This is a genomic window from Paenisporosarcina quisquiliarum (assembly GCF_043641925.1).
Taxonomy (GTDB): domain Bacteria; phylum Bacillota; class Bacilli; order Bacillales_A; family Planococcaceae; genus Paenisporosarcina; species Paenisporosarcina quisquiliarum_A.
Map to the genome: position 1 here is coordinate 1 of NZ_JBHZRU010000029.1, position 17,426 is coordinate 17,426.

Genomic DNA, 17,426 nt, shown 5'->3' on the forward strand with positions numbered 1-17,426 from the left:
AACGTTTTTTGCTTTGAGCACCGAAGTGCTGTCCGCATATTTCGTTGACGTTTTGCTGTTCAGTTTTCAAGGTTCATTTGTTGGTCACTCTCGCGACAGCAACTTTTATAATATAACTTGTCCCGAAATCAAAGTCAATACTATTTCAAAATATTTTTCTTCGCTTCCGAAGGACAAGTATTAATATACACCGTGCGTAATTATAAATCAAGACTTTTTTGTCGAAATAATTTTTTTATCCATTTATCATCTAACACAAACAACAGTATACCAATGATAACAATGATTCCTCCAATTATTTGAGAAGGAATTAAATATTCATTAAAGATATAAAATGCTAGAATTGTCGCCCCTACTGGTTCAAATAAAATTGCTATTGAAATAACATTTGTACTTACATATTTTAATGACCAATTAAACAATGTATGTCCTAATAAATTAGGAATAAGAGCTAAAAGTAAAAACCACAACCAATCCATTGCAGGATACGGTCCAAATGATTCCCCTTTAAACAAGACATAAAAAAATAAGGTAACAGTTGTTACGCCATAAACAACAAATGTATAGGTAACTAACGAAAGTCTTTGTCTAACGTCTTGTCCAAAAAGTAAATATGCTGTAACTAATGCACAGGCAATTAAGGCTAACATATCACCGTATAGTGCTGACCCACTTATTTTAAAATCTCCCCAACTTATTAGCACAGATCCTGCAATTGCAATTAAGCCGGATAAGATAGTTTTAATGGAAAGTCTTTCTTTAAAGAAATAATAAGTGCCCACGAATGCAAACAACGGTTGTAAAGTTACTAATACGGTTGAGCTGGCTACTGAGGTGTAATTTAAAGATTCAAACCATAATATAAAATGAAACGCTAAAAAAATCCCCGCTATTGAAGAAAAAATCCAATCTCTACAGGAAAGTCTTTTAATTTCTCCCGTATATTTATAAAAAAAGAAGGGGGCCATTATTAAAACTGAAAACAACATTCGATAAAATGCTATGACACCAGCATCAGCATTTGCCATTTTAACAAAAATAGCTGACAAAGATACTGAGATAACGCCAATCGCTATTGGTATGTACGGATGTACTGCAGATTTTTCCATATGACACTTCACTTTCTAAGATGAAAAATTATTATTTGTTTAGTTTCATATAAAACAGGTAGTATAATACTAATCGTTTAATTGTTTCACTGAACGGATTAATGTGCAACCCTGTTACTGAAATGGAGGTTTTTTATGCAGGATTTAATAAGTCACTTTAGTATTTCAAGTGAAATTTTATTAAAATTGGGTTTAGCTGCATTATTAAGTTTAATAATTGGTCTTGAAAGGGAATTGAAAAAGAAACCTGTTGGATTAAAAACAAGTTTGGTTATTTCTACTTTCAGTTGCTTGCTGACTTATATTTCGATAGAGTCTGCCTACATGGCAGAACCTAGAGATGGAGTAAATATTACGATGGACCCCCTCCGTCTTGCAGCTCAAATAGTCAGTGGAATAGGTTTCCTTGGAGCAGGAGTAATATTACGTAAAGGCAATGACAGCATTACTGGCTTAACAACTGCTGCAATGATTTGGGGTGCAGGAGGTATTGGTATAGCTGTAGGTGCCGGATTTTATATTGAGGCAGCGATTAGTGTTCTTATTGTAATCATTGGTATTGAAGTACTCCCTCCACTTCTTAATAAAATTGGACCTAAGCGATTAAGAATGAGAGAAATCTATTTAAAAGTTCTGGTTTCTGAGTATACTTCTATTGAAGATCTAATGGTTTATTTATCCGATCAACAATTCCATATAGAAAATATGAGAGTTAGAGATATCCCGTTAGCTGATCAACGAGTAAAACATGAAATAGAATTGCGTTTATCCGTATTACCTAAGAAAGATACATTATCACTTTACCGCAGTATCCATTCACTAGAATTTATCGATCGAATTGAAATTGAAATTTTAACTTAACTGGAGGTAACTATGAAAGATTTTTTCGCACTATTAAAAGAAGGAAATAAACCATCATTATTAGCCGCTATTATTAATACCATTATTGCTGGATTAAAAGGAGGAGCGTTTTTCCTTACAGGAAACGTCGCTATGTTTGCTGAAATGATGCACTCTGTAGGAGATGCTGCCAATCAATATTTTGTATTCATTGGATCTGCTCTTTCTAAAAAAGCCCCTACCCCAAAATTTCCTAACGGATTTGGTCGTGTTGTAAATATAGTTTTATTATTTGCTGTCCTTATAGTAGGAATCTTGGCATACGAAACAATTATTGAAGGTTGGCACCATATTCAACATCCAACCCAATCTGGTGGTTTCTTAATTATTATTGGTGTCTTAGCCATTGCAACCGTTCTAGAATTGTTTGTTCTATATAAAGCAGGTAAAGAGGTTTTACATGAAACTCGAACAGAATCTAAAGGATTAGACCCACTTACTAAGAGTTTTGCTCATTTAAAAAATGCAAAACCTGCTACCAAATTAGTGTTTATGGAAGATTTAGTGGCAACTAGTGGTAACCTTTTAGCTTTAATCGCTGTAGTGATTGCTCACTACACCGGATTCTTAGAAGCTGAAGGAATTGTATCTATTATTATCGGATGTATGATGTTTTATGTTGTAGGACGTATATTCTTAGAAAATGCTCGCGGAGCAATTGGTGAAACCGATGAACAAATGCTTAATCACATTGCACATTTAGTGATGGATCATAAGGAAGTACGCGATATTAAAAAATTAGAGGTAATTAAAGAAGGCGAATTTTTACATGTTGAATTAGTTGCGAAGGTCAATCCAGACATTTCATTTGCGGAAGCTGATGATATTCGTGACCATTTGGTCGAATTGATTCTTGCTCAACACGGCGTACAAGATGTAACAGTCTCATTTGATGAAGATGATGGAATTACCCATTGGAAACATGTGAGTAATCGTCCTGAAACTCTTCCACCACTTAAAAAATAAAGATAATGATAAAAATCCCGTTCAATGAGTTCATTGAACGGGATTTTTTAATGCAATTGACGATCTATTCTTTCAAGTAGTTCTACTCCTTTAACGACAAGTTTATCGCTTATTGGAGCATCTTTATCAATTGGCTTTTGAAATTGATTTAGTAATCCACCACCAATACCAAATAAAGCATCTTTTTCATCATCAATGCCATATTGATAACAGTGACGTAATAAAAACGGACGACCACATTCTAATTTAGAAGATGGTTGATCAAAATTTCCCGATTTTACAAAGACCGGAATCCTTAATACATCATAGTACGGTTCTTTTTGAAAGATATAATCATAATAGGCATGATCATATTCCCATCCCCCACCTAAAGTAAAACCATTGCCATTTAAAAACCCATCCAAGAAACCCTTTTCAAATCGCTTTCCTTCTAATGCAGATGATAATTCAATCATTAAAAAACCTCCTGTCCATCCTAGGATAGACAAGAGGTTAGCTTCTTTATTCATGTCAAAAATTAAAGAGACGCTTTTAATATAGCACGTACATCTTCGGCTTCTAGAGGAACAAAGTTTCCAAAGCGTCCATAAACCATTGCTTTTTCTACCATTAACTCTAAATTCGAATCGTCGATATCATAATGAGCTAGGGTTTCTGGTGCACCCAAAGAAGTCCAATACTCACGTAGGTTATCGATACCCTCGTTAGCAATTTCCTCCACTGTTTTGCCATCTGGTTCAACACCAAACACATAAACAGCTAAACGTGCAAAACGTTCTGGATCTACTTTTAAATTGTGGCGCATCCAATGTGGGAACAGTACAGCTAAACCACCAGCATGGGGAATATCATATACAGCAGAAACGGCATGTTCAATATTATGAGTAGCCCAGTCTCCTCTATACCCCATTTGTAGCATTCCATTCAATGCAATCGTTCCAGCGAAAAGAATCGTTTCGCGATCTTCGTAAGAATGCAAGTTATTCAACAGTTTTGGAGCTGCTTCCATTACTGCTCTTAAAACCCCTTCACACATCTCATCTTGAACAGGTGTGTTTGTGGCATTGTTAAAGTATTGTTCGAAAATGTGAGACATCATATCAACGATACCGTAAACGGTATGATTTAATGGAACTGACATCGTATAAGTTGGATCTAGAATCGAAAATTTAGGGAACACCAATGGGCTACCCCATCCGTATTTCTCTTGCGATTCTTCATTAGTAATTACAGAACCTGAATTCATTTCTGAACCAGTCGCTGCGAGAGTAAGAACTGTCCCAAAAGGAAGTGCTGCTTCAGGAACTGCTTTTCGACTAACTAAATCCCAAGCATCTCCATCGTATTTTGCACCAGCAGCGATCAATTTCGTACAGTCAATAACCGAACCTCCACCGACTGCTAATAAAACATCGATATTTTCCTTTTTACAAATATCTACACCTTGACGAGCAGTTGATATACGTGGATTCGGATCGACTCCAGCTAGCTCAAACACTTCCATCTCAGCTTCTTTTAATGTGGCCATTACCTCATCATAAAGACCATTTTTCTTGATACTTCCTCCACCATACACAACAAGTACCTTTTTGCCGTATGTAGGTAATTCTTGTTTTATCTGTTCTAACTGACCTTTACCAAATATCAATTTTACTGGATTGTAAAATGTAAATGTATTCATAGGTATCATCTCCTCTATCCATCATTATGTGCATTTTTTCAAATGAAATCAAAGATAAGTGCTTGAAAAAGAAAAAGTTCTACCTAGAAAATCTAGGTAGAACTTTTATTTATTAAACCCAGCCACGGAAGCGTGAAGCTTCTGCTGTTTTACGAACACCAACCATATATGCAGCTAAGCGCATATTAATATTACGAGTTGTTGCAACGTTATACACATTTTCGAATGCTGAAATCATTTTTTTGTAAAGTTTTTCGTTTACTTCTTCTTCAGTCCAATAGTATCCTTGGTTATTTTGAACCCATTCAAAATAAGATACTGTAACTCCACCAGCACTTGCTAAAACATCAGGAACAAGCAAAATGCCACGTTCCGTTAATATTTTAGTAGCTTCAGAAGTTGTTGGACCATTTGCAGCTTCTACTACGATACTTGCTTTAATATTATGAGCATTTTCAGCTGTAATTTGATTTTCAATTGCTGCAGGAACTAAAATATCACATTCTAATTCAAGCAATTCTTGGTTAGAAATTGTATTTTCAAACAACGTTGTTACAGTTCCAAAACTGTCACGACGGTCTAAAAGATAATCAATGTCTAAACCATTCGGGTCATGTAACGCACCATAAGCATCAGAAATACCGATAACTTTCGCTCCAGCATCACTCATGAATTTAGCTAAGAAACTACCTGCATTACCGAATCCTTGAATGACAATACGTGCGCCATTCATATCGATACCGCGCTTTTTAGCTGCTTCTTCAACACAGATTGTTACACCTTGTGCTGTTGCACGATCGCGTCCTTGCGAACCACCAAGTACAATTGGTTTCCCAGTAATAAAGCCTGGAGAGTTAAATTCATCTATGCGACTATACTCATCCATCATCCATGCCATGATTTGTGAGTTGGTGAATACATCCGGTGCAGGAATATCTTTTGTTGGACCAACGAATTGACTAATCGCACGAACATATCCGCGACTTAACTTTTCAATTTCATTCATCGACATTTGACGAGGATCACAAATGATCCCACCTTTACCTCCGCCATACGGTAAATCAACAATTCCACATTTCAACGTCATCCACATTGATAAAGCTTTTACTTCATCTTCAGAAACTTGTGGATGGAAACGAACGCCACCTTTAGTAGGTCCTACTGCGTCGTTATGTTGTGCACGAAACCCAGTGAAAACTTTTACAGAACCATCATCCATTTTAATCGGAATACGTACTTCAAGCATACGTAATGGTTCTTTCAAGAGTTCAAACATTCCTTCATCGTATCCTAGTTTGTTAAGAGCGTCCTGAATAACATCTTGAGTTGATGTGAACAGGTTTAGATTTTCAGCCATTTTATAGTTTCGCCTCTTTATTCATAATGATTACATCGCAATCATTGTAACATAATTGGATTTGTTTTTTAACAATTAATATTATTTATTAAATACTTTTTGAATTTTTTCAATTGCCCAATCTAATTCTTCTTTTGTAATAACTAATGGAGGAGCAAAACGAATCACGGTATCATGCGTTTCCTTACACAATAAACCTAATTCTTTTAACTCTTCACAATATGGACGAGCTGCTTCGTTAAGTTCCATACCGATGAATAAACCACGACCACGAACTTCTTTAATAGAAGAATGTTCAATTTTCGATAATTCCTCTTTAAAATAATTTCCAAGTTCTTCAGAACGTTCAGCCAATTTTTCATCTTTTAAGACGTTTAATGATGCAATAGATACAGCACATGCCATTGGATTCCCACCAAAAGTAGAACCATGTGAACCAGGATTGAATACTTCAAGAATTTCTTTATTCGCAACAACGCATGAAATTGGGAATACTCCGCCTCCAAGTGCTTTACCTAAAATGTACATATCTGGATTAACATCTTCCCACTCACATGCAAACATACGACCAGTACGAGCAAGACCAGCTTGAATCTCATCTGCAATAAATAGGACGTTATTTTCTCGACAAAGTTCACGAGCAGCTTTCATAAATCCAGCTGGAGGAATAATGATTCCCGCTTCACCTTGAATTGGCTCAATTAAGAATGCAGCAGTATTCGGAGTGATAGCTGCTTTAAGAGCTTCTAAATCACCATAAGGAATAATGTTAACACCTGGCAATAATGGTCCGAAACCACGCTTATAATCTGGATCTGATGATAGTGAAACTGCAGCCATCGTACGGCCGTGGAAGTTACCTTCACATGCAATAATTTGTGCTTGGTTTTCAGCAACGCCTTTTACATCATAAGCCCAGCGACGAGCAGCTTTAATAGCTGTTTCAACTGCTTCTGCACCAGTGTTCATTGGAAGTGCCATTTCTTTACCTGACATTTCACAAATCATTTCATACCAAGGTCCTAATTGATCATTGTGGAAAGCACGTGAAGTCAATGTTACACGATCCGCTTGATCCTTAAGTGCTTGAATGATTTTTGGATGACGATGCCCTTGGTTTACGGCTGAATAAGCAGAAAGCATATCCATGAATTTATTTCCTTCCGGATCTTTCACCCAAACGCCTTGTGCTTCAGAAATAACGATTGGCAACGGATGATAGTTAGGAGCACCAAATTTTTCGGTTTGTTCTATTACATTCTGTGAAACTGTCATAATGTTTCGCCTCCTTAGTTTTTCAAAAAAAGACAGACGCATCTTCAGATGTGCCTGTCTATAGCCCACATGATGTGGAATTTATGTTTGAGATTAACCGAAATGTTTATGAAGGTGTTGCCGCTTGAAGCGGCGACCTTTCCCTTCATATTTCTTATAACATTTCAGATGTTGTTTTAGCTTGTAAGTGCAGTCCTAAGTAATCAGGTCCGCCAGCTTTTGAGTCTGTACCTGACATGTTGAATCCACCAAATGGTTGATATCCAACAATAGCGCCAGTACATCCACGGTTGAAGTACAAGTTACCAACATGGAATTCTTCACGTGCTTTTTCTTGGTTCATACGGTTGCTAGTAATTACCGCTCCAGTTAAGCCGTACTCCGTATTGTTTGCAATTTCAAGTGCATGGTCGAAGTCTTTTGCTTTCGCAATACCAACAACTGGTCCAAAGATTTCTTCTTGCATGATGCGTGCTTTAGGATCTAAATCAGCGATTACAGTAGGTTGAATGAAGAATCCTTTCGAGTCATCTCCAGTTCCACCCGCTACTAAGCGACCTTCACCTTTACCAATTTCAATGTAGCTCATGATTTTTTTGAATGCTGCGCCATCGATTACTGGACCAACAAAATGCTCATCTTGATCAGGAACACCAACAGATAGAGCTTTCGTTAATTCTTCTACACGGTTTAACACTGTATCGTAAACGTCTTCAACGATTACGGCACGTGAACATGCAGAACATTTTTGACCGCTGAAACCAAATGCAGACTTAACGATTGATTGAGCAGCTAATTCTAAATCAGCTTCTTTATCAACTACGATTGTATCTTTACCGCCCATTTCAGCGATAACACGTTTAATCCAAATTTGACCTTCATTTAACTTAGAAGAACGTTCAAAAATACGAAGACCTACATCACGTGAACCAGTGAAGCTGATTAAACGCGTGCGTGGGTGATCTACTAAGAAATCGCCAACTTCAGCACCAGAACCTGGGATGAAGTTCAATACGCCAGCAGGCATACCAGCTTCTTCTAAAATTTCAACAAATTTATATGCAACAACAGGAGTTGTTGAAGCTGGTTTTAGTAATACTGTATTACCAGTTACGATTGCTGCAACTGCAGTTCCAGCCATAATTGCGAACGGGAAGTTCCATGGAGAGATAACAACAGCTACTCCCATAGGAATGTAGTCATAACGATTATATTCACCTGGACGGCTTTCAACTGGGTGTCCATCTTTTAAACGAAGCATTTGACGACCATAATATTCTAGGAAGTCGATAGCTTCAGCTGCTTCAACATCAGCCTCAACCCAAGTTTTACCCGCTTCTTTCGAAAGCAATGCTGAGAATTCGAATTTACGGCGACGCATAATAGCAGCCGCTTTGAAAAGTAAGTCTGCACGAACTTCAGGTTTTACTTTTTTCCAAGTATTAAATGTAGCGTCAGCAATGTCCATTGCTTTTGATGCTAATTCGTGAGTTGTTTTAGATACTGAACCAACTACTTCAGTTTTATTTGCAGGATTGTAAGATACAATCTTCTCTTCTGTTGTAATTCTTTCTCCACCAATGATTAATGGGAAGTCTTGCCCCATGTAACCGGCTACCGTTTTGTAACCTTCTTGAATAGCTTTTTTGTTTTCTTCTTTTGAAAAATCTGTGAATGCTTCGTGTTTATAAGGAATCATGTGAATCCTCCTATAATTTATTTTAGTGCAAAAATTATTTGCACTTTTATTTCGTTTACATCTATAATAATGCAAAAGATTGTTGCGTTTTTCAAGTGATATTTCTTATTTTCGTAAAAAAAGTTAGGAGTGGACCTCCAATGAATCATAAAGATCTTGAATTATTACCTTTTTATCGCTTCGCGAGTGACCATATATCCGTTGGTATACATGCAATAGACCAAAATGGACGCACTATTTTATACAATGAAAAAATGAAAAACATCGAAGGTTTGGATTTACATGATGTAGCGGACCGAACCTTATTGGAACTATTTCAGTTTGACCAACATGAGAGTACTTTATTAAAAGTACTACAAAGTGGCGAGCAAGTCTTAAATGTTAAACAAACGTATTGGAATCGTAATGGACATGAAATCACAACCATAAATGATACGTATCCTGTCTTTCAAGACGGGATATTAATTGGAGCAGTAGAATTAGCTCGTGATGTGACGACATTAGAACGAATGGTTTATCAACCTTTGCGCAGATATGGGGAACCAATCACGTTTTCAGTTATTACAGCCGTTTCTGATACCATGAAACAAGTTATCTCAACTGCAAAAAAAGCTGCAACTGCTCGATTATCTGTACTTTTGATTGGAGAAGCTGGAACTGGAAAAGATTTAGTGGCTGAAGGCATACATTACGAATTGTCACCACCTTTGGTTCATTTTTATACGTTATATTGTCACAATTCAGATCCAACGATTCTAAATAAATTAAAAGAAGATTTAGTTGCACTTGAAGAAAGTACAATCTTTTGTGAACGTATTGATCTTTTAACATTAGCTATGCAGCAACAATTGTTTGAAATGGTCAATGATCCAACTCTTAGTGGACATTTGTTTTTAGCAAGTGTCGGCGCTGATCCAATTGATTTAATTGCCTCAGGAGACCTTTTAAAAGACTTATATTATTTCTTTGCAACTATGACGATTTATGTTCCTCCCTTAAGAGAACGGAGAGAAGACATTGATCCATTCGTTCATGATTATTTTGCCAGACATCGAGTTCGTTTTGGATCTATTATTCATGGACTATCCCTTGATGTTCGTGAATTGTTCCATTCCTACGATTGGCCAGGGAATTTAAAAGAAGTCGAAATTTTATTAGATGAGATTTCTTCCATGATCACGACAGAAGAACTTGTAACGTTTGAGATGTTACCCCTTCATTTCAAACTCAAGGTTCAAGAAATAAGAAAACCACTAAAAAGAGCTGAAGACTTTGTCGTTCAAACTGAAAAAGACTTGTTGCCGTTAGACGAATACTTGAGAGAAGCTGAAATGTACTACTTACAAAAAGTCATGGGGATGTTTGATGGAAATGTAACGAAAGCATCAAATGCCCTAGGAATGAGTAGGCAAAACTTGCAATACCGCTTAAGGAAAATGAAGAAATAAAAAAAGCGAGCCATCTCAATAAAGAGATGCTCGCTTTTACTCATTGACCAGATTGTTTGATCCAGTCTTCTAATTTGTCTTTTAATGAATTGAACCCTTCAGAATCTCGCTCATCTACACGAGCTTGTAAAGATTTCTTCGGCTTGTCTTCTTTACGAATAACCGGTGGGCGTTCTTGTAATGCACGAATTGAAAGGCTAATTTTACCCGCTTCTTCGTCCACTTCTAAAACTTTCACTTCAACTTCTTGCCCTACTGATAAAAATTCACTCACTTCTTTCACATAACCATATGTGATTTCAGAGATATGAACCAACCCTTGTGTTTCTTCGTCTAAAGCAACAAAAGCACCATATGGCTGAACGCCAGTAACTTTACCTGCGACTACATCTCCAACTTCATACTTCTTTGTCATAATAATCTCTCCTAGTATTAAATATATACCTATCTACCTTAAGGCCATAGTAGATTATACCATAAACTAGGAAATAACTCAAAAGACTCATTGAATTGGCAAATAGTAAACGCGCCACCCATCAACCGTTTTCCGCATTTGTATTCCATTTCTATAGAATTCATTAGTAACTAATTCAGGTTTAATATATAGCCATGCAGTTACATCAAATTCATCGGTTTTATCTCTGCTTAGTAACGGTTCATCCAAAGGGTAGTCTTGATGCGATTCCATCGAGTGATATTGTTTTTTCCAATCAGTCTCTATATCTGATGGACTTGATAGAAATTCTTCTTTATTCGGAGTATTCTCACCTTTTAACAGGAGTTCATACTGTGTATTTAAATCTCCTTGACTTGCTGCTTCAAGATAAATTCCGGCAACCATTGTTGCTCCGACATCTTTTAAAATGGTGTAATCGTAATTTTCTTTAAACCGAGTATAGAGATTTTGAATATCTTTGATTGTCTCTTCATTAATTTCTACATGTGGCTCACTATAAAGCAAATAACTTAAGCTTGCATCGATTGTCCATATTCCCTGGTGACTTCGATTAATGGGAATTGTACGAATCACTTGATCTCCATTTAATACATCGACTGAACCTACAAAGTTGCCATGCTGTTCAAAAGTATTCTCGTCTTGATAACGAAGACTCGTTGCTTCTTTTGGAATCAATTCATAGTTTAGCCAACTATTCATCACTTTCTCGAAATTCTCATGATCAGTAAAATTCATGAATGATAAAAGTTGTTGATTGATTTCTCTTAACTTTTCTTCCTGAGCGTGTTGATACAATACAACACTTTCTATTGGACTCAATCCAACAATTTGACTGATGTGTGATAAATCAATATTCTCGATCGATTCCGCTACCTTTTGCTCTACTTCACTGTTTGGCCAATTGATTGTAGTAGATTTTGCCCCACTTACTTCTTTTGGCATAATGGCTGCTAGGTCACCATTTTCTGCAAGTGTAAAGGCTACTTTAAGGTCATTAAAGTTTAAACTTCGATACACTTCATTTACTTCCCAATTATTTTCGCTTACGGATTCAAACATTGGTCTAATGAAGTATTTCATGGGTGAATCGCCATAACTGTAACGTAAACTATTCCAGACAGCCTGGAATTCATAACTAACACGACCATTCGTAATTACTTCCGTGTTACTTGCCCCAAAAATTAACGTATAGGCTAAATCTTCATACTGTGATTTCATAATAGCGTATAGAGAATTGCGGTGTTTCGTGCTTAACAAAGTGTGCTCTAATTGATTTAGATACATGGCAGATTCTAAAGGAGTTAAGATTAACTCTCCCCCATATGTAAAAGGGACCATAGATTTCATCTGTAATAATGAGATGGAAGGATACTGAATGGTTTCATATAAATTTTGCCAATGATTTGGGAACTCGAAGAATGCTTCATAACTATTGTTGTCTCTTGAAACTCTTATAGAAATCCCTTGAGTGTTTGCATTATTTATAAGGTTTTCAACCTCATCAGGCAAATCATAACGATTCGCCAACAAATAACTCGCATCCAATTTTCCGCCCATTTTTGCAGTATTCAATATTTCGCGATGTCTTTCTAATACGGAATTATAATACGTAGTTAAATAATCAATCTTGGTATTTAACTCATCAATAAATTTATCGCCTTCCTCTTCAGACATTTGTTTATCAGCAGTTGCATCATTAATCATTTGAGAAGGTATTTTTAACACATCTAACACTTCTTCATACCGTTCATCCATTGATGCACTACTAGATTCATTATCCGAACGACTCTCTTTAAAATTAAGGGCAAATAATTGATTAGCCAATTTTACAAATTCAATTTGATTAAATTCTTCTTCTGTTAAGCCAAGTGTATTTCGATAGGTAGTTTTTTGTTCTTCAAAAGACTTTTTAAAATCGTCAACACTCTTAGTGTCAGCAGCATTTGCTACCTCACGACTTGGGGTATTATCATCTTTTAAAAATGAAGTACTTAGAATCCCTATTAACAAAACACTAGCTAACCCCACTGCCCAAACATTCACCTTATGCTTATTTGACTTACTTACTTTTTCCTGAGAAATTGAATCTTCCCCAATACCTCTTTCTAATTCTATTTGTCGAAGAACTTCGTCTACATTAAATTTTGAGGGCACGCGCTTATATGATTTTTTCAATAAATTCACATTCTGTTCGAATTGGTTGTCATCTAATATTTCAAGTGACGATTTAATGTTCTCACGCGAATCCGTCAGTCTTGATTCAACTTCAGATGGTTGGATATTTAAAATTTCACCAATTTGAACATATGTAAGCTCTTGGAAATAAAACAAAACCAGTGGATTTCTATATTTCTCATCTAATAGTTGAATAGCATCATGAAGTTCTCGATCTTCATCAAACACTAAAATCCTCGATTGGGGTAATCGAGTTGAATGTTCGTCCCTTTGTAATTCTTGCTCTTCTTGTCCTCGCTTTTCTCTTTTATGATAATCACGGGTGGCCTTTAATGTTAGTTTATAAAGCCATGTTGTAAAATCGGAACTTTCAAATTCACCTAAGGATTTATATAGTTTAATAAAAACTTCCTGGGTTACACTCTGAATATCAACTACTTTCACTCCACATTGAAAGGCGTATTTTTCGACCGTTCGATGATGGTGTTCCATTAATTCGCCATATGCAAACAGATTCCCATTTTGTACATGATTAACCATTTCTGTATCTTGCATGAAGCCCCCTCCTTGCTGTCTATATTTGTAATACGTTTCTTTTTCACATAATGTTTCACAAAATTCTATTATTTTTATAACCTGTCGTGTAGAATGAGAAAATCTTTATATTTTAAGGGAGTGGAAAACATGGCAAATCGCGATCATTTTGCATCGAAAATAGGCTTCGTCCTAGCAGCAGCCGGAAGCGCTATTGGACTAGGAGCTATATGGAAGTTTCCATATATGGCAGGAACAAACGGTGGTAGCGTATTTGTTTTGTTATTTATCATCAGTACGATGTTAATCGGACTACCTATATTGCTAGCTGAGTTTGTCATTGGTCGAAAAGGCCAGGCAGATGCAGTGACTACATTGAAAAAATTAGCACCGGGAAAAAAATGGTCCATCATCGGTTGGTCAGGATTTTTCTTCTCGTTTATTATTCTATCGTTCTATAGTGTTGTAGGCGGTTGGATTTTATCATACTTAACAAGAGCACTATTCTTTACTCTTAATAATAGTAGTGAAAGTTATTATGCAGCATTATTTGAATCAATTATTGCAAACCCGTGGGAAGTTATTATCGGACAGGCCGTCTTTATGTTTCTTACCGTTTTAATTGTCCAAGGCGGAATTGAAGGCGGGATTGAACGTGCTAGCCGAATCATGATGCCTACACTTCTTATTTTCTTTATCGTCTTGGTTATCCGTTCATTAACTTTAGATGGGGCTATGGAAGGCATTAAATTTATGTTTGTTCCTGATTGGTCTTATTTAAATGGTCACACCATGTTAATGGCTTTAGGACAAGCATTCTTCTCTTTAAGCGTAGGCGTAGCTGGTATGATGACGTACGCGTCATACCTTCCTAAGGACCAAAAGCTAGGTAATTCAGCATTAAGTGTTTCTTTGCTCAATGTTGGAATTTCAATCATGGCGGGTCTCGTAATTTTCCCAGCTGTTTTTGCATTAGGATATTCACCTAACGAGGGACCTGGACTTGTATTTATCATTCTACCTGCCGTGTTTGAACAAATACCTTTTGGTGCATTCTTTATGTTGCTTTTCTTCATTCTTCTTTTATTTGCAACATTGACTTCTTCAATTTCCATGTTGGAGATTGTAGTATCGATTGGAATAAAAAATGCATATGATAAACGTAAGCGCTCATCTTGGATCTATGGACTTCTAATTTTCTTAGTTGGAATTCCTAGTGCCTTGTCATTCGGTGTTTTTGCAGACGTTAAAATTTTCGGGAAAACTTTCTTCGACTTTGCAGATTTTATTACCAATAGCATTGGATTACCTTTAGGTGCTTTCTTAATTTCAATCTTTGCTGGTTACGTATTAACAAAAAACGAAACGTTTACGGAGTTAAATATTTCCTCACTTTGGTTCAACGTTTGGCATTTTATTGTTCGATATTTAGCACCAGCTGCGATTATCCTTGTTTTTATTAATGCTATGCTACCTACAATTCAGGCCCTATTTAAATAAATTTTCGATTTTAGATGTGTGCGCAAGACGACTTATTTCCCCATTTATAAAGTCTTACGGTATGATAAGATAGTATCAAGCATATGATGTATGTATGGAAAGGAGTGCATGAAGATGAAACAAGAATTTCACACTCAGCTTCGCTCATTACGCGAAGAACGCAATATGTCTTTAGAAGATTTATCGCTAAAAACAAGAATTGGTGCAGGAAAATTAGAACAATATGAGTCTGGTTCAGAAATCCCTTCAGAACAGGCCATTTTAAAATTATCCAACGCACTCGAAGTTCCAGTTTCAAACTTAATGGATGGACTTCAAGTTAATTCATAATTAGAAAAGACGTAGCTTGTACCGCAAATGGTGCAAGCTACGTCCTTTTTATAGTAATATCCGCTTCTCATCACAAATATAAAAAACAAGGTATAGATTGAAAAGTTGTAATTTGTACAGCTAATGTTGTAATTTTCCCACGTAAAGTTGTAAATTTGAAAGTTAAACTAGTAAAAATTGAAGCTAATATTGTAATAGTGGGAATAATGAGCAAAAAAACGGGGAGTCATAAAAGTCATTTGACATGACTATTATGACTCCCCGTTATAGAATTCATGAATGCTAAACAATACATTTCGCTTCAAATTTTACTGCAATAAGCTTGTATGCAATTTGCATGCATTGCTCCAGCGGAATCCATTTTTCGAAGGAATGTTCATAAATGGTTTGAATCTTTCTTGCAAGATCAGATGGATGATCAATACCTTGTAGTGCTGCCACGACATCTGCCGTTTCTGTATCATACGCTTCTGAGCCTAATTGAAACGGATCCCAAGAAGCGAGTAGTAAAACTGCTCGTCTATTCATCTCTATAGTTTGCATCTTTTTTCACCTATTTACTTTTCTTTAATAAAGGCTATGATACCATATTAATAAAAAAAGGAAAGAAGGAATTGACGTGAGCTCATTTGATCAAGTATATAATCGTCGCGATACCCGCTCCGTAAAATGGGATTGGATGGAGAAAATTTACGATATTAACGATGCATCAGATATATTACCTATGTGGGTTGCAGATATGGATTTTGCAGCGCCAACTGTTGTGACGGAGGCTTTACAAGAAAGAATCAATCACCCCATTTTCGGTTATTCATACATATGTGAAGGTTGCAAAACGGCTGTTCAATCATGGTTACATACTAAGCATAACTGGCAGACTGAAACCGAGTGGATGCTCTTTCATCATGGTGTAGTCCCAGCAATTGCAACTGTAGTCGAAACTTTCACCAAACCTGGTGCGAGCATTTTGGTCACACCACCCGTCTATCCGCCATTTTTCAGTATCCCTGAAAAACTCGGGAGAAAAGTCGAAATAAGTCCTTTACTAGAGTTAGAAGGAACTTATGAAATGGATTTCGTTTCATTTGAAGAAAAGTTACAAAACGGGATTGAGCTATTTATTCTATGTAATCCTCATAATCCTGGTGGAATGGTTTGGTCCAAAGAAACGTTAATTGAAATTATCCGCTTATGTGCGAAATACGACACGATAATCCTATCTGATGAAATACACGCAGATTTGGTTTATCCAGGACACACTCATTATCCTTTAGCATCATTAGCTGACAATGAAGCAGATCGAATTATTACGTGTGTCGCCCCAACAAAAACATTCAATTTAGCGGGTGTACAAGCTGCAGTGATGATTGTTACAGATGCTCAAAAGCGTGAACAATTGCGAGACCACGCAGCAGCTCATGGTCAAATGGAGTTGAGTCCTTTTGGTGCGACTGCATTAAAAGCAGCTTATGAACATGGTGAACCTTGGCTAGTAGAATTATTAGAAGTTTTATCATCAAATATTGACTATGCAATTGAAACCATTACATCTGCTTTACCTAAAGTAAAAATTGCTCGCCCTGATGCAACTTACTTGCTTTGGATTGATTATCGACTTACCGGATTATCTGAAGAAGAAATGATGGAGTTGCTACTTCATAAAGGGAAATTAGCCTTGGAACCGGGCTCTAAGTATGGAGAATCAGGTAGAGGATTTATGCGTATGAATATTGCTTGTCCTCGCAAAACACTTGAAGATGGTGTAGATAGGTTTATACATGCTTTAAGTTAAATTATTTTTCTAAAAAAATAGCCGACCTCGAAAATGGGTCGGCCATTCTAGAATAAGGATATATAATAATATTATTTTAAAATTGATTTCAGTTGATTGAAATGTAGGTGGCGACTCCAGCGGAAACAGCACGAGGGCACTGAAAAACCCCCTGTTAACATAAAGACATTCTTAGGATTTCTTAAGGATGTCTTTTTGTTTAT

Annotated in this window: 16 protein-coding genes; 7 read left to right on the top strand and 9 right to left on the bottom strand. The window is 36.4% G+C overall.

Translation table 11 applies throughout. The features are described from left to right. A partial coding sequence (locus ACHUE4_RS16250; RefSeq protein ID WP_394191951.1) for a hypothetical protein occupies window positions 1-184 on the top strand: 184 nt, incomplete at its 5' end. A gap of 16 nt (window positions 185-200) precedes the next feature. Here ACHUE4_RS16250 and ACHUE4_RS16255 read toward each other — a convergent pair. Next, window positions 201-1,109 (bottom strand): DMT family transporter, encoded by a 909-nt coding sequence (locus ACHUE4_RS16255; protein ID WP_394191953.1) that lies wholly within the window; start codon window positions 1,107-1,109, stop codon window positions 201-203. Between the two features lie 135 nt (window positions 1,110-1,244). On the opposite strand from ACHUE4_RS16255, the gene ACHUE4_RS16260 reads away from it, so the two are divergent. Further along, the gene (locus ACHUE4_RS16260) at window positions 1,245-1,970 is read left to right on the top strand and encodes an MgtC/SapB family protein (RefSeq protein WP_394191955.1); all 726 of its coding nucleotides are present in this window, start codon (window positions 1,245-1,247) and stop codon (window positions 1,968-1,970) included. Window positions 1,971-1,982: 12 nt separating this feature from the next. Continuing rightward, a complete protein-coding gene (locus tag ACHUE4_RS16265) occupies window positions 1,983-2,975 on the top strand; it encodes a cation diffusion facilitator family transporter (RefSeq protein WP_394191957.1) in 993 nt (330 codons plus the stop codon). A 47-nt stretch (window positions 2,976-3,022) separates the two neighbouring features. Here ACHUE4_RS16265 and ACHUE4_RS16270 read toward each other — a convergent pair whose 3' ends face one another. The 5 genes from ACHUE4_RS16270 to pruA form a co-directional block, all read right to left on the bottom strand. After that, on the bottom strand, window positions 3,023-3,430 hold the full coding sequence (locus ACHUE4_RS16270; RefSeq protein ID WP_394191959.1) for a YugN family protein: 408 nt from the start codon (window positions 3,428-3,430) through the stop codon (window positions 3,023-3,025). 62 nt (window positions 3,431-3,492) lie between these two features. Beyond that, entirely contained in the window at window positions 3,493-4,656 is a 1,164-nt protein-coding gene (locus tag ACHUE4_RS16275; RefSeq protein ID WP_394191961.1) for an iron-containing alcohol dehydrogenase, read from the bottom strand. Between the two features lie 112 nt (window positions 4,657-4,768). Continuing rightward, entirely contained in the window at window positions 4,769-6,013 is a 1,245-nt protein-coding gene (locus ACHUE4_RS16280; RefSeq protein WP_394191963.1) for a Glu/Leu/Phe/Val family dehydrogenase, read from the bottom strand. 81 nt (window positions 6,014-6,094) lie between these two features. Then, on the bottom strand, window positions 6,095-7,288 hold the full coding sequence (locus ACHUE4_RS16285) for an ornithine--oxo-acid transaminase (protein WP_394191965.1): 1,194 nt from the start codon (window positions 7,286-7,288) through the stop codon (window positions 6,095-6,097). 154 nt (window positions 7,289-7,442) lie between these two features. Continuing rightward, a complete protein-coding gene (gene pruA / locus ACHUE4_RS16290) occupies window positions 7,443-8,987 on the bottom strand; it encodes an L-glutamate gamma-semialdehyde dehydrogenase (RefSeq protein ID WP_394191967.1) in 1,545 nt (514 codons plus the stop codon). Window positions 8,988-9,127: 140 nt separating this feature from the next. Between pruA and ACHUE4_RS16295 the strand changes: the two genes are divergently transcribed. Beyond that, window positions 9,128-10,435, top strand: coding sequence for an AAA-type ATPase lid domain-containing protein (locus ACHUE4_RS16295; RefSeq protein WP_394191969.1), 1,308 nt, complete (start codon window positions 9,128-9,130; stop codon window positions 10,433-10,435). Window positions 10,436-10,475: 40 nt separating this feature from the next. On the opposite strand, the gene yugI is transcribed toward ACHUE4_RS16295, so the two are convergent. Then, a complete protein-coding gene (gene yugI, locus ACHUE4_RS16300) occupies window positions 10,476-10,850 on the bottom strand; it encodes a S1 domain-containing post-transcriptional regulator GSP13 (RefSeq protein WP_394191971.1) in 375 nt (124 codons plus the stop codon). Window positions 10,851-10,937: 87 nt separating this feature from the next. Beyond that, a complete protein-coding gene (locus ACHUE4_RS16305; RefSeq protein WP_394191973.1) occupies window positions 10,938-13,622 on the bottom strand; it encodes an RNA polymerase sigma factor in 2,685 nt (894 codons plus the stop codon). Window positions 13,623-13,751: 129 nt separating this feature from the next. On the opposite strand from ACHUE4_RS16305, the gene ACHUE4_RS16310 reads away from it, so the two are divergent. After that, a complete protein-coding gene (locus ACHUE4_RS16310; RefSeq protein WP_394191974.1) occupies window positions 13,752-15,101 on the top strand; it encodes a sodium-dependent transporter in 1,350 nt (449 codons plus the stop codon). Between the two features lie 114 nt (window positions 15,102-15,215). Then, complete coding sequence (locus ACHUE4_RS16315) at window positions 15,216-15,431, top strand: helix-turn-helix domain-containing protein (protein ID WP_394191976.1); 216 nt, start codon at window positions 15,216-15,218, stop codon at window positions 15,429-15,431. A gap of 282 nt (window positions 15,432-15,713) precedes the next feature. On the opposite strand, the gene ACHUE4_RS16320 is transcribed toward ACHUE4_RS16315, so the two are convergent. Further along, window positions 15,714-15,974 carry a DUF1871 family protein gene (locus ACHUE4_RS16320; RefSeq protein ID WP_394191977.1) on the bottom strand — a complete coding sequence of 87 codons (261 nt, stop codon included), beginning with the start codon at window positions 15,972-15,974 and terminating at the stop codon, window positions 15,714-15,716. 76 nt (window positions 15,975-16,050) lie between these two features. Between ACHUE4_RS16320 and ACHUE4_RS16325 the strand changes: the two genes are divergently transcribed. Further along, window positions 16,051-17,223 carry a MalY/PatB family protein gene (locus tag ACHUE4_RS16325; protein ID WP_394191979.1) on the top strand — a complete coding sequence of 391 codons (1,173 nt, stop codon included), beginning with the start codon at window positions 16,051-16,053 and terminating at the stop codon, window positions 17,221-17,223. The last annotated feature ends 203 nt before the right edge of the window (window positions 17,224-17,426 follow it).

Bases quoted from the DNA above. Each gene is read 5' to 3' on its own strand.
- ACHUE4_RS16275 (WP_394191961.1), bottom strand. From the start codon at position 4,656: ATGAATACATTTACATTTTACAATCCAGTAAAATTGATATTTGGTAAA.
- ACHUE4_RS16285 (WP_394191965.1), bottom strand. From the start codon at position 7,288: ATGACAGTTTCACAGAATGTAATAGAACAAACCGAAAAATTTGGTGCT.
- pruA (WP_394191967.1), bottom strand. From the start codon at position 8,987: ATGATTCCTTATAAACACGAAGCATTCACAGATTTTTCAAAAGAAGAA.
- ACHUE4_RS16265 (WP_394191957.1), top strand. From the start codon at position 1,983: ATGAAAGATTTTTTCGCACTATTAAAAGAAGGAAATAAACCATCATTA.
- ACHUE4_RS16270 (WP_394191959.1), bottom strand. From the start codon at position 3,430: ATGATTGAATTATCATCTGCATTAGAAGGAAAGCGATTTGAAAAGGGT.
- ACHUE4_RS16310 (WP_394191974.1), top strand. From the start codon at position 13,752: ATGGCAAATCGCGATCATTTTGCATCGAAAATAGGCTTCGTCCTAGCA.
- ACHUE4_RS16280 (WP_394191963.1), bottom strand. From the start codon at position 6,013: ATGGCTGAAAATCTAAACCTGTTCACATCAACTCAAGATGTTATTCAG.
- ACHUE4_RS16320 (WP_394191977.1), bottom strand. From the start codon at position 15,974: ATGCAAACTATAGAGATGAATAGACGAGCAGTTTTACTACTCGCTTCT.
- yugI (WP_394191971.1), bottom strand. From the start codon at position 10,850: ATGACAAAGAAGTATGAAGTTGGAGATGTAGTCGCAGGTAAAGTTACT.
- ACHUE4_RS16255 (WP_394191953.1), bottom strand. From the start codon at position 1,109: ATGGAAAAATCTGCAGTACATCCGTACATACCAATAGCGATTGGCGTT.
- ACHUE4_RS16305 (WP_394191973.1), bottom strand. From the start codon at position 13,622: ATGCAAGATACAGAAATGGTTAATCATGTACAAAATGGGAATCTGTTT.
- ACHUE4_RS16295 (WP_394191969.1), top strand. From the start codon at position 9,128: ATGAATCATAAAGATCTTGAATTATTACCTTTTTATCGCTTCGCGAGT.
- ACHUE4_RS16260 (WP_394191955.1), top strand. From the start codon at position 1,245: ATGCAGGATTTAATAAGTCACTTTAGTATTTCAAGTGAAATTTTATTA.
- ACHUE4_RS16315 (WP_394191976.1), top strand. From the start codon at position 15,216: ATGAAACAAGAATTTCACACTCAGCTTCGCTCATTACGCGAAGAACGC.